This is a genomic window from Sphingomonas sp. 22176 (assembly GCF_052045505.1).
Classification (GTDB): domain Bacteria; phylum Pseudomonadota; class Alphaproteobacteria; order Sphingomonadales; family Sphingomonadaceae; genus Sphingomonas.
Genome location: NZ_JBQEPL010000011.1, coordinates 67665 through 80000, shown reverse-complemented (window position 1 = coordinate 80000; position 12336 = coordinate 67665). Strand labels below are relative to the sequence as shown.

Here is a 12336-nt window from a genome sequence, read left to right as displayed (position 1 = left end):
ACGTGCGGCGCGGCGCGGCGGAGGCGCTCGGCCATCTGAAAGGGAAGCGCGGGATCGAGCGCGAGCGTGGTGACGCCGCCCAGTGCGTCGGCCAGCAGAGCGAAGGGATCCTCGTCCTCCTCCCACAGCCGCATGTCCGCCTCGAACGCCATGTCGGCGGTGAGCGAGCCGAGTTCGAAGCGCGGGCAAATCATGATCGGTTCGCCGTGGAGCGGCAGCAGCACCGCGACGAGCCGTTCGGTCGCCCCCCAGGGCACGCCGGCGAAATAGCGCAGCGACATGCCGGCATTCACCAGCAGCGCCTGCGCGCCCATCGCTTCCATACGCTCGCGCACGCGCGCGAGACGATCGCGGCGCTCGGCAAGGGTGATGGCCGGCGCGCGATCGGCCCAGGGGGCGAGCGCGGCGAGTTCGGTTTCCGCGGTGGATCCGCCGATGGTCATGGAGAGACGTCCTTATGCGTGGAAGCGTTGAAGATCGAAGGGGGCGAGATCGGCTGCCCTGCCCTCGGCCAGCGCGGCGACGCGTTTGCCAGTGATCGCCGCGAGCGTGAGGCCGAGATGCTGGTGGCCGAAGGCATAGAGAAGATTGCCGGCCTTGCGGCTGCGGCCGATCGCCGGGAGATAGTCCGGCAGGGTCGGGCGCGCGCCGGTCCAGCGGGTGAAGGGCGGGCGGAGCGGCAGGCCGAGCGCAGTGATATGCGCCTCCAGCCGTTCCCATTTCGCCGGATCGGGGGGCGTGTCGATGCCGGCGAACTCGACGAAGCTCGCCGCCTGCACGCACCCGGCATAGCGGGTGACGATCATCGAGCGGTCCTCGAACACCAGGGGCGGCAGGTCGGCGGGCCAGTCGTGATCGGTGGCGCGGAGATGATAGCCGCGCTCGGCGATGATCGGCACGCGGTGGCCGAGCGGCGCCAGCACGCGGCCCGAGGCGACCCCGGCGGCGACCAGCAGCTGCTCCGCATCCGGCACGGGGACACCGTCGATCGCCAGCCGCGCCTCGCCGCCTGCGAGGCTGAGCGTCGCGTGACCCGAGAGGATCGTGCCGCCCGCCGCGACCAGCGCCGACCGCAAGGCGCGGTCGAGCGCGCCGAGGTCGCTGATCTGCGCGGTGTTGGCGAAGCGGATCGCGCCGGCCATCGCCCTGCCCGGCAGCTGGAGCAGTTCGGCGGGGGTGGCGTCGCGGAAGGCGGCGGTGCCGATGTCCGCCGACGCCCAGGCGCGCCGCCCCGCCTCGACCGATGCAGGGCTGCTCCAGGCGACGATATGCCCCTCGTCGCGGAGCAGATCGGGGGTGTCGAGGCTGGCGCTCAGCCGCTGCCAGGCCGGCATCGCCTCGGCGAGCAGCCCACCCAGCGCCTTCTGCCCCCGCGCGAACACGCTCGGCCGCGCCGCCCCGAGCAGCCGCAGCCCGAAGGGCAACCAGTGTCGCCAGGCCGATGCGGGCAAGGACACCGCCCCCCCTGCCCCGAAGCGCCGCCGCCGCAGGCTGCGCACCGTCGCCCAGGAGGCGAGCGGCGCAACCTGCTCGATCGCGATGTGGCCGGCATTGCCCCAGGAGGCGGCGCGGCGATCGGGATCGGCATCGACCAGCCGCACCGACCAGCCGGACCGCGCCAGGGCGATCGCGCTCGACAGTCCGACGACGCCCCCACCGATCACCACGATATTGCGCTGCATCAACTTCGCCTTGCCGATTTTGGGGTACAGGTATACTGTATTTGTGCGTTTCGCCTGCCACAAGCCGCGCCCTCAGGACGGGGAAATCCTGGCGCCGGCGGCGGGTATTCCAGGGAAAGACCAAGCACATGAGTATCGTCGTCCGCACGCTGTCGGAACAGATCTTCACGATCGTCCGCGAGCAGATCGTCTCCGGCAAGCTGCCGGTCGACCAGGCGATCCGCCAGGACGCGCTGGCCAACCAGCTGGGCGTGAGCAAGATCCCGCTGCGCGAGGCATTGGCCCGGCTGGAGCAGGAAGGGCTGCTCGTCGGCCAGGCGAACCGCGGCTATTTCGTCCGCGCGATGTCGTCGGGCGAGGCGGAGGAGATCTTCGCGCTGCGCCTTGCCATCGAGCCCGACGCGGTGGCTGCCGGCGCGCTTTCCGCCACCGATGCCGATCGCGCCGCCGCGCGCGAGGCGCTGGCCGCGCTCGATGTGGCGGCGGCCGAGCATCTCGACGAGGTCGCCGCGCACAATCGCGAATTCCACATCGCGATGGTCCGCCCCGGCGGGCGGCTGCTCACCACCCAGCTGGTCGAGCGCTTGCAGATCCTCGCCGAGCGCTATGTTCACAAGCATCTCGAACCCGCCGGGCGCGAGGATCGCGCGCATCTCGAACATGCCGAACTGATGACCGCGTGGGAAAGCGGAGACGCCGATCGCACCCGGGCGCTGGCCCGCGCGCATATCGAAGGCACCCTCACCGATCTGCGCCGCCAGCTGAACGGGTAAACCTTCAGCCGCGCGCCAGCACGCTGCGCGCGCGGCCATAGAGGAAGTAGACGGCAAGGCCCGCGACGTTCCAGATCAGGAAGCGCACCAGCGTCTTTTCGGGCAGCGAGAAGAGCAGATAGAGGCAGCCGAGCACCGCCAGCGTGCCTACCACATAAGGTTGCGGGCAGCGGAAGATGCGCGGCGCATCGGGCGCGCGGCGGCGGAGCAGCATCATGCAGACGCCCACCGCGATGAACGCGATCAGCGTGCCGGCATTGGCGAGCTCGGCAATCTCGTCCAACCGCAGGAAGCCGGCGACCGCCGCGACGAACAGCCCGGTGATGCCGGTCACCAGCACCGGCGCACCGGTGCGCGGCGAGACCTTGGCGAGGCCCCGCGGCAGCAGCCCGTCGCGCGCCATCACGAAGAAGATGCGGCTCTGCCCATACATCATCACCAGGATCACCGAGGGGAGCGCGACCAGCGCGGCCGCCGCGATCGCCCAGGCGGCGAAGGGGTGGCCGAGCGTGCGCAGCACCAGCGCCAGCGGCTCGGGCGAGTTGCCGAGCGCGGTGTAGGACATCGCCCCTACGGCCGCGACCGCGACGAGGATGTAGATGGTGGTGCACAGCGCCATCGATCCGACGATGCCGATGGTCAGGTCGCGGCCCGGATTCTTGGCTTCCTCGGCCGAGGTGGCGACCGCGTCGAAGCCGTAAAAGGCGAAGAACACGATCGCGGCGGCCGCCATCACGCCGCGCGTGCTGCTGCCGTCCGCATGGCTGGCGAAACCATAGGGCATGAAGGGGTGGAAGTTCGCGGCGTCGAAGCCGGGCAGCGCCAGCGCGACGAACACCGCGAGCGCCACCAGCTTGATCACGACCAGCACGATGTTGAGCGTCGCGCTCTCGCGGGTGCCGAGCATCAGCATGCCGGCGATCGCAAAGGAGACGAGCACCGCCGGCAGGTTGACGATGCCCCCGGCATGCGGCCCCTGGAGCAGCACCGCGGGCAGATGGATGCCCGCCGATTGCAGCCAGCCGACCAGATAGCCCGACCAGCCCACCGCCACCGCCGAGCAGGCGAGCGAGTATTCGAGGATCAGGCTCCAGCCGACCACCCAGGCGATCGTCTCGCCCAGCACCGAATAGCTATAGGTATAGGCGCTGCCCGCCGCCGGGATCATCGTCGCGAGTTCGGCATAGGCAAGCGCGGCGCAGGCGCAGACCGCACCGGCGATGACGAAGGCGAGGATCACCGCCGGCCCCGCCCGCTCGGCGCCGACGCCGGTCAGCGTATAGATGCCGGTGCCGACGATCGCGCCGACACCCAGCGCGATCAGATGCGGCCAGGAAAGCGTGGGGCGCAGCCGATGCGCGCTAGGAGCCGTGCTGCGTTCGATCGGCTTGATCGGTCCCCAAAATCCCATGCAACCCCCGACTTTTGGTTATTCTGTTCAGACGACCGAGAAGCCGGCCCAGAACGGGTCCTCGCGGTCAATCCAGATGGTGTTGAAGCCGGTCGCGATCGCCGAGCCTTCGATCGAGGGGATGATGCCGGGGCGATCGCCCACCATCACCGTTTCCTCGACCCGGCCGATGAACCGGCTGCCGATATAGCTTTCATGGACGAAGCGATCGCCGACGCTGAGGCGCCCCTGCTGCTCCAGATGCGCGAGCCGCGCTGAGGTGCCGGTGCCACACGGGCTGCGATCGATCGCGCGCTCGCCGTAGAATACGGCGTTGCGGCCATCGACCCCCTCGCCCTTGGGCTTGTCGGCCCAGAGGACGTGGCTGACCCCGCGGATGCGATCGTCGAGCGGGTGGACCGGCTCTACTTGCGCGCGCACCAACTCGCGGATGGTGCGGCTGAGCTCGACGATGCGCGAGGCACCGAGATCGTCGAGGCCGGTATAGGGCCCCTGCGGCTCGATGATCGCGTAATAATTGCCGCCATAGGAGACGTCGATGCGGAGCGGGCCGAAGCCCGGCACCTCGATCTCGATGCCGCGCGCGGCGACATAGGCGGGCACGTTGCGGATGCGCACCCAGCGCACCCGATCGTCCGTCATTTCATAGGTGATGTCGATCACCCCCGCCGGCACTTCGATGCGAAGCTGGCCGGGCGTGCGGGGGGTGATCAGGCCGTGTTCGAGCCCGAAGGTGACCATCCCGATCGTGCCGTGCCCGCACATCGGCAGGCAGCCCGAGGTCTCGATGAACAGGATGCCGCAATCGGCGTCGTCACGGGTGGGCGGGTAGAGGAACCCGCCCGACATCATGTCGTGCCCGCGCGGCTCGAAGCAGAGGCCGGTGCGGATCCAGTCGAACCGCTCGAGAAAGTCCGCTCGCCGCGCCAGCATGTCGCCCCCGCGGAGCAGCGGTGCGCCGCCCGCGACCAGCCGCACCGGGTTTCCCGCGGTGTGGCCGTCGATGCAGAAGAAGGTGTGGCGCATGGGTATCCTCAGGCTGCCTAGGCGGCGCGCTGGCTCGGGCGGGTTGCCGCGGCTTCCTCGACCCAGGCGATCACCTGGGCGCGGCGGGCGCCCGAGAGCGGCAGGCGCGGCATGCGGACGCGCTCGCTGCCGCGGCCCATGATCTGCTCGGCGAGCTTGATCGACTGGACTAGGTCATGCTCGGCATCGAGGTGGAGCAGCGGCATGAACCAGCGGTAGATGGCGCGGGCTTCGTCGTAACGGCCTTCATTGAACGCCGCGATGAGGCGCACCGATTCTTCCGGGAAGGCGCTGGTCAGGCCCGAGACCCAGCCCGAGGCGCCGAGGAACATGCCTTCGAGCGCGACGTCGTCCAGACCCGCCATCAGCGTGTAGCGATCGCCATAGCGGTTGAAGAGATCGGTGAAGCGACGCGGGTCGGGCGCGCTTTCCTTGACCGCCACGATGTTCTTCACATCGGTGAGCCGATCCAGCGTCGCGGTGTCGATCGACACGCGATAGGCCGGCGGGTTGTTATAGAGCATGATCGGCAGCGAGGTCGCCTCGGCCACCGCGCGGAAATGCGCTTCGAGCTCCTCGGCGGTCGGCACATAGACCATTGCCGGCAGCAACATCAGCGCGTCGACGCCGATCTTCTCGGCATCGCGGGCGTACTGGATCGCGCGCGCGGTCGTGAATTCGGACACCCCCGCGACCAGCGGCACGCGACCGCCTACCGCCTCGACACCCGCCTTGAGCACCGCGCGCTTCTCCTCGGGCTCGAGCGAGTTGTTCTCACCGCAGGTGCCGAGCAGGATGAGGCCGTCGACGCCGTCATCGACCAGCGCGGTCTGGGTGCGCTGGGTGGCGTCGAAATCGATCGAGAGATCCTTGGCGAACTGGGTGGTCGCCGCGGGATAGACGCCGGTCCAGAGCGTCTTGGCTGCAGTCATGGGAACACGATCCTCCATTGGTTGGCCATTTCGTATACCGTATGCCGCAGGGGCGCAAGGCTGGTTTGAACCAACGCACAAATTTGCGATTCCCGAAAGGGGTAACCCGCGCCGCACCGCGCCCGTTAACATATCGTATAATTTATTTGACGGAATGATGCTTCTCATGTTGCATATGCGCGACTCAAAAAACGGGGTGCGGCGCACATGCGTAATTTTCTTTCCATTCGATCGGGAGCGGCGCTTGGCGCGCTCGCCTTGTCCCTCGCCTCTACCGGGGCCTATGCGCAGCAAGCGAGCGGCGACACACCGGCAGCAGGCAATGATCCGGCGGAAATCACCGTCACCGGCACGCGCATCCGCCGCCCCGATCTGGAGAGCAACAGCCCGCTGACCAGCGTGGATGCGCAGGAAGTGCGTTATCAGGGCGCGGTCAATGCCGAGACGATGCTGGCGCGGCTGCCGCAGTTCACCGCCGATTCCAACGAGAACGTCTCGAACGGATCGGACGGTTCGGCGCAGATCAACCTGCGCAACCTCGGCTCGAACCGGGTGCTGACGCTGATCAACGGCCAGCGCATCCTTTCCTCGCAGGCGACCGACATCAACTTCGTGCCGACCGCGCTGATCGAACGGGTCGACGTCGTCACCGGCGGCGCGTCGGCCGTCTATGGTTCGGACGCGATGTCGGGCGTGGTCAACTTCATCCTGCGCGACCATCTCGATGGACTACGGCTCGATGCGCAGACCAGCTTCGCGCAGCACACCAACGACAATAGCTATGTCCGCGGCCTGGTATCCAGCAACGGCTATCAGCTGGCGCCGCGCAACGTGCTGGACGGCGCCAAGCAGGACGTGAACGGCGCGTTCGGCAAGAATTTTGCCGACGGCCGCGGCAACGTCACCGTCTATGGCGGCTACCGCCATACCGACCCGGTGCTGCAGGCGACGCGGGACTATTCGTCCTGCGCACTCAATGCCAACGGTCCGAGCGCACTGGTCTGCGGCGGATCGAGCAACACCCCCTATGGTACCTTCGCCCCGCTCGAGGGGCCCAGCAAGGATCTGGGCTATCTCACCAACGCGCGCGACGGCTCCAAGAGCTGGGTGCCGTACGACGCCAGCTACGCCTATAATTACTCGCCGACCAACTACATCCAGCGTTCGGACGAGCGCTATACCGGCGGCGGCAGCGCCTCGTTCGAGATCGCGCCCGCAGCCAAGGTCTATGGCAGCTTCATGTGGATGAAGGATCACACCTTCTCCCAGGTCGCGCCGTCGGCGCTGTTCCTCGGCACCACATTCACCCTGCCCTGCAACAACCCGCTGATGAGCGCCGGCCAGCAGACCGCGCTGTGCGGCCCCGCCGCCGGCACTGCATCGACGATCGACACGCTGATCGGCTATCGCCTGAACGGCGCCTATTCGCGGCGTGACGATCTGCGCCACCAGGATTATCGCTACAATGCCGGCGTGAAGGGCGATCTGGGCCGCGGCTTCAGCTATGATGTCGGCTATCTCTATTCGCTGTCGCGCTACAACGAGACCTATCTCAACAACGTCGACAATGTGAAGGCGCAGCGCGCGCTCGACGTGGTGTCGGTGAACGGCACGCCCACCTGCCAGTCGAAGATCGACGGCACCGATCCGGCTTGCGTGCCGATCGACATCTTCCGCGCCGACGGCATCACCACCGATCAGGCCCGCTACCTGTTCAGCCCGTCGAACACCGCGTCGCGCAACACGCTCGAGGTCTTCTCGGGTTCGATCAATGGCGACCTCGGCACCTTCGGCATCGAGAGCCCCTGGTCGACGCGCGGCGCGGGCCTTGCCGTGGGCGTGGAGCGCCGCCGCGAAACGCTGAACTTCACCGCCGACGAAGTCGCCCAGCAGGGCGGCAGCGCCGATGCCGACGGATCGATCACCGTCAACGAAGCCTATGGCGAGCTCGAGCTGCCGCTGGTTGCCAACAAGCCCTTCTTCCATGATCTGACGGTCAATGGCGGCCTGCGCTATTCGGACTATTCCAATCGCCAGGGTTCGACCGCGACGGAGTCGCACTACAAGGCCTGGACCTACAAGGCCGAGCTCACCTGGTCGCCGATCGAAGGCGCCCGCCTGCGCGCCAGCTATAACCGCGCGATCCGCGCGCCCAACATCAGCGAGCTGTTCGGCGCCCGCGGCATCGGCAACGTCTCGCTGACCGACCCCTGCGCCGGCGCCGCTCCCGACGCCTCGCTCGCCGCCTGCAAGCTGACCGGCGTGAGCGATGCCCAGTACGGCCACATCATCCAGTGCCCGGCGGAAACCTGCTCGCAATCCTATGGCGGCAACCCGGCGGTGAAGCCGGAAGTGGGCGACACCTACACCTTCGGCGCGGTGCTGACCCCGAAGCAGCTGCCCGGCTTCTCGCTGTCCGTCGATTATTACCACATCAAGGTGAAGGGCTATATCAGCTCGATCGACCCGTCGCTGGTGGTCAGCCAGTGCACCTCCTCCGGCGATCCCTATTATTGCGGGCTGTTCCACCGCGATCCGCGCTCGGGCGCGCTGTTCGGCAGCAACGGCTATGTCACAGGCAGCACGCTCAACACCGGCTATCTGCTCACCTCGGGCATCGACGTGTCGGCCGCCTACACGCGGCGGATCGGCAATCTCGGCAAGCTCGACGCGAACATCGTTGGCACCTGGCTGCAACAGCAGGTCGAAGAGCCGCTGCCGGGTCTCGGCAGCTATGACTGCAAGGGCTATTACGGCTATAGCTGCGGCCAGCCCAACCCGACCTGGCGGCATGTCGCCCGCCTGACCTGGACGGTGCCCGGCGACAAGGCGACGCTGTCGCTCGCCTGGCGCCACTTCGCCAAGACGGCGCTGTCGACCTCCTCGTCGAACGCCTTCCTCAACCAGGCCGGCCCGACCAGCATCATCAACGCGACGATCCCGGCCTATGAATATTTCGACCTGGCGGCAACCGTGGTGCCGACCAAGCAGCTGCAATTCCGCATGGGCATCAACAACTTGACCGACAAGGCGCCGCCGGCGATCGCTTCGGGCGTGCTCGCCAGCTTCGGCAACGGCAACACCTATCCGGGCGTGTACGATCCGATGGGCCGCACGCTGTTCGTCGGTGCGACGCTGACCTTCTGAGCTCTCCCGGGGCCGGTGTACCTCCACCGGCCCCACCCCTGCCTTCTGGAACGAGGGCGCCGACCGCTCGTTAGCGGTAGCTCGCTCGTTCCAAAGGCTTTTCTCGCATGGCTTCTTCCCGCGATCCCGTTTCCCGCGCGATCGCGCCCGCCAAGACGGCCCCTGCCCTCGCCACCGGCGAGACCGCCGCGTTGCTGGCGGAGGCGTTGGCCGCCAACGACCTGTTCTTCGCCGCCGCCGACGAACCCCGCGCCATCGCCGTCGCGCGTGCGCTGGCGGCACTGGCGCCCGAGGCGACCGTGGTCTTCTGCCCCGGCAGCGACGCGCTGCCCGGCGATGCCGCCCCCGCATCCCCTGCCAATGTCGGTGAGCGCGTCGCCGCGCTGCGTCGTTTGCGTCTCGCCCGCGCCGAAGCAGCGCGACCGCGCCTCGCCTGCATCACCACCGGCGAGGCGCTGGCCCGCCTCTACCCGCCGCCGCACGCCTTCGAAGCCGCCCCGCCGCGGATCGCCACCGGCGCGCCCATCGACCTGGCCGCGTTGTTCGAAACGCTGGTCGAGGCCGGCTATGTGGAAGACGAGCGCGTCGATGAGCCGGGCGAAGTCGCGCTGCGCGGCCAGGTGCTCGACGTCTACCCCGCGGACGCCGAGGAACCGCGCCGGATCGAGGTCGCCGACGGCGTCGTGCTCTCGCTGCGCAGCTATGATCCCGGCACCCAGCGGACCACCGGCGACTGCGAGAAGCAGGAGCTGGGCCGCGTGTCGGAACCGCCGCTCGGCAAGGATGCCGTGCCGCTCACCGCGCATCTGCCCGGTGCCCTGCTGGCGATCGAGCCCGCCGCGGAGGACCGCCGCAAGCGTTTCCTCGCGCTCGCCGCGGACTCGCAGCGCCGTCGGCCGAGCCGCGCGCTGCGCGACGTGCTGGACGACAAGCAGTGGCAGGGAGCGGTCAAGGACCATCCGCTGCTGGCGCTTGCCGCCGCCGGCGACCCGCCGCCCCGCTTCATCGAGGGCCGTGCGCCGCTGCGCGCCTTTGCCCGGGTGGCCCGCGATGCGCTCTCGGCGGAAGACCGGCTCGTCGTGCTGGGCAGCGCCCGCGACCTGCGCTTCCTGCGCAGCCGCATCGCAGGCGTGCTGAAGACCGAGTTGCACGACGTGCCGAGCTGGGCCGCGCTGCAGGGCGCGCCGAAGGAAACCGTCGCATTGCTGGAGGCGCCGGTCGACCGTGGCTTCCGCCGCGACGGCATCCTCGCCATTGCCGCCGCCGACCTGCTCGGCAGCCGAGCGGAGCGCGACACCGCGCAGACCGGCGCCGCCGACCCCGCACTGTTCGGCCAGACTGAGATCCGCCTCGGCGATCTCGTCGTTCACGAGGATCATGGCATCGCCGAAGTCACCGGCCTCGCACCGATGCCCGGCGAGGCCGAGAAGGGCGGCGATGCGATCGCCCTCACCTATGCCGATGGCGGGGTGCGGCTGGTGCCGGTGAGCGAAGCCGATCGGCTGTGGCGCTATGGCGGCGATGCCGATGCGGTGGCGCTCGACAAGCTCGACGGCTCCAGCTGGCAGAAGCGTCGCGGCGCGATCGATCTCGCCATTGCCGAGACCGCGCGGGGGATGATCGCACTCGCAGAAGAACGCATGCAGTTAACCGCTCCGGTTCTTTCTCCCGATGCGGCTGCATATGAACGGTTCGTTGCGGGCTTCGCCTATACCGAAACGCGCGACCAGGCCCGCGCGATCGATGCCGTGCGCAGCGATCTTGCGGCAGGCACGCCGATGGACCGTCTGGTGATCGGCGATGTCGGCTTCGGCAAGACCGAAGTCGCGCTGCGTGCCGCCGCCCTGGCGGCGCTTGCCGGACATCAGGTCGCGGTCGCCGCCCCCACGACCGTGCTGGCCCGCCAGCATCTCGAGACCTTTACCGAACGCTTCGAGGGCACCGGCATCGAAGTCGCCGGCCTCTCCCGGCTGTCGAGCGCGGCGGAGAAGAAGCGAGTCAAGGCGGGGCTGGCCGACGGCTCGATCCAGGTGGTGATCGGCACCGGCGCGGTCGCCGGCAAGGGCGTGGCCTATGCCAAGCTCGCGCTGGTCATCATCGACGAGGAGCAGCGTTTCGGCGCCGCCGACAAGGCCAAGCTGCGCGCGCTCGGCGCGGGGCATGTCCTGACGCTGAGCGCAACGCCGATCCCGCGCACGCTGCAGGCCGCGCTGGTCGGCATCCAGCATCTCTCGGTAATCGCCACGCCCCCTGCCCGCCGCCAGCCGATCCGCACCGCGGTGGGCGTGTTCGACGAGGCGATGGTCCGCGCAGCACTGCTACGGGAACGGAGCCGGGGCGGCCAAAGCTTCGTCGTCGTGCCGCGGATCGAGGACATGGGGCCGCTGGCGGAGAAGATCGCGCGGCTGGTGCCCGAGCTCGAACTGCTACAGGCCCATGGCAAGATGCCCGCGGCCGAGATCGACGAGTCGATGGTGCGCTTCGGCCGCGGTGACGGCGACGTGTTGCTGGCGACCAACATCATCGAGGCGGGGCTCGATGTGCCGCGCGCCAACACCATGGTGCTCTACCGCGCCGATCGCTTCGGCCTCAGCCAGCTCCACCAGTTACGGGGTCGGGTTGGGCGCGGCAGCCGGCGGGGCCAGGTGCTGTTGCTCACTGAACCCGACAAGCCGATCGGCGCGCGCACGCTCAAGCGTCTGCGCACACTGGAGGCGTTCGATCGGCTCGGTGCGGGCTTTGCGATCAGCGCGCAGGATCTTGACATGCGCGGCGCCGGCGATCTGCTCGGCGAGGCGCAGGCGGGGCATATGAAGCTGATCGGCGTCGACCTGTACCAGCATCTCCTCGAGGGTGCGTTGCGCACCGCGCGCGGCGAGACGGTGGAGCGCTGGGCGCCCGAGCTGCATCTTGGGCTGCAGGGCGGTCTCCCGGAGGACTGGATCCCCGACGAGGAGCTTCGCGTGGGCTTCTACGTCCGTCTCGCCCGTGCGGAGGACGGCGCGGCGATCGATGCGCTCGAAGCCGAGCTGGAGGACCGGTTCGGTGCCCTGCCCGAAGCGGCCGCGACCTTGATCGCGATCGCCCGCGTCCGCGCCCAGGCACTGGCGCTGCGGATTGCGCGGATCGATGCGGGTCCCGCCGCCATCGCGTTCACGCCGCGCGCCGATTTCACGGGAGATGCGGACGCGGCCGGCCTCACCACCAAGGGCGACCGGCTGCTGCTCGCCGACCGGATCGACGACCCCGCCGCGCGGCTGGAGCGGATCGAGACGATACTGGAGACCATGACGGGCGATTGACGCATTGTGCTGCCTCCTCCCCCGGCCTAGGCTGGCCGAAGAAAACAAAAACCGGAGAGGAAT

General features: G+C 68.7%; 8 protein-coding genes (1 of these 8 cut by a window edge). 3 read left to right on the top strand and 5 right to left on the bottom strand.

The genetic code is table 11. The annotated features are described in order from the left end of the window. Both ACTJKY_RS20835 and ACTJKY_RS20830 read right to left on the bottom strand, forming a co-directional pair. A protein-coding gene (locus tag ACTJKY_RS20835) for a M24 family metallopeptidase (RefSeq protein WP_440847997.1) crosses the window boundary here: on the bottom strand, positions 1-443 show its 5' end (the start). 742 nt of this gene lie to the left of the window's left edge; only the first 443 of its 1185 coding nucleotides appear in the window; its start codon is at positions 441-443; its stop codon lies beyond the left edge, outside the window. Positions 444-455: 12 nt separating this feature from the next. After that, positions 456-1682, bottom strand: a complete 1227-nt coding sequence (locus ACTJKY_RS20830) for an NAD(P)/FAD-dependent oxidoreductase (protein WP_440847996.1) — start codon at positions 1680-1682, stop codon at positions 456-458. A gap of 128 nt (positions 1683-1810) precedes the next feature. Between ACTJKY_RS20830 and ACTJKY_RS20825 the strand changes: the two genes are divergently transcribed. Next, positions 1811-2455, top strand: a complete 645-nt coding sequence (locus ACTJKY_RS20825; protein ID WP_141988853.1) for a GntR family transcriptional regulator — start codon at positions 1811-1813, stop codon at positions 2453-2455. Positions 2456-2459: 4 nt separating this feature from the next. Here the strand turns inward: ACTJKY_RS20825 and ACTJKY_RS20820 are convergent, their stop codons facing one another. Genes ACTJKY_RS20820 through ACTJKY_RS20810 form a run of 3 tightly spaced genes read right to left on the bottom strand, consistent with a single transcriptional unit; the run spans position 2460 to position 5824 of the window. After that, entirely contained in the window at positions 2460-3866 is a 1407-nt protein-coding gene (locus ACTJKY_RS20820) for an amino acid permease (RefSeq protein WP_440847995.1), read from the bottom strand. A 27-nt stretch (positions 3867-3893) separates the two neighbouring features. Continuing rightward, entirely contained in the window at positions 3894-4892 is a 999-nt protein-coding gene (locus tag ACTJKY_RS20815) for a 4-hydroxyproline epimerase (protein WP_440847994.1), read from the bottom strand. A 17-nt stretch (positions 4893-4909) separates the two neighbouring features. Further along, a complete protein-coding gene (locus ACTJKY_RS20810; RefSeq protein WP_440847993.1) occupies positions 4910-5824 on the bottom strand; it encodes a dihydrodipicolinate synthase family protein in 915 nt (304 codons plus the stop codon). Positions 5825-6031: 207 nt separating this feature from the next. On the opposite strand from ACTJKY_RS20810, the gene ACTJKY_RS20805 reads away from it, so the two are divergent. Both ACTJKY_RS20805 and ACTJKY_RS20800 read left to right on the top strand, forming a co-directional pair. Then, on the top strand, positions 6032-8971 hold the full coding sequence (locus ACTJKY_RS20805; protein ID WP_440847992.1) for a TonB-dependent receptor domain-containing protein: 2940 nt from the start codon (positions 6032-6034) through the stop codon (positions 8969-8971). Positions 8972-9078: 107 nt separating this feature from the next. After that, complete coding sequence (locus ACTJKY_RS20800; RefSeq protein WP_440847991.1) at positions 9079-12273, top strand: helicase-related protein; 3195 nt, start codon at positions 9079-9081, stop codon at positions 12271-12273. Positions 12274-12336 lie beyond the last annotated feature (63 nt).

Bases quoted from the DNA above. Each gene is read 5' to 3' on its own strand.
- ACTJKY_RS20830 (WP_440847996.1), bottom strand. From the start codon at position 1,682: ATGCAGCGCAATATCGTGGTGATCGGTGGGGGCGTCGTCGGACTGTCG.
- ACTJKY_RS20825 (WP_141988853.1), top strand. From the start codon at position 1,811: ATGAGTATCGTCGTCCGCACGCTGTCGGAACAGATCTTCACGATCGTC.
- ACTJKY_RS20820 (WP_440847995.1), bottom strand. From the start codon at position 3,866: ATGGGATTTTGGGGACCGATCAAGCCGATCGAACGCAGCACGGCTCCT.
- ACTJKY_RS20815 (WP_440847994.1), bottom strand. From the start codon at position 4,892: ATGCGCCACACCTTCTTCTGCATCGACGGCCACACCGCGGGAAACCCG.
- ACTJKY_RS20810 (WP_440847993.1), bottom strand. From the start codon at position 5,824: ATGACTGCAGCCAAGACGCTCTGGACCGGCGTCTATCCCGCGGCGACC.
- ACTJKY_RS20805 (WP_440847992.1), top strand. From the start codon at position 6,032: ATGCGTAATTTTCTTTCCATTCGATCGGGAGCGGCGCTTGGCGCGCTC.
- ACTJKY_RS20800 (WP_440847991.1), top strand. From the start codon at position 9,079: ATGGCTTCTTCCCGCGATCCCGTTTCCCGCGCGATCGCGCCCGCCAAG.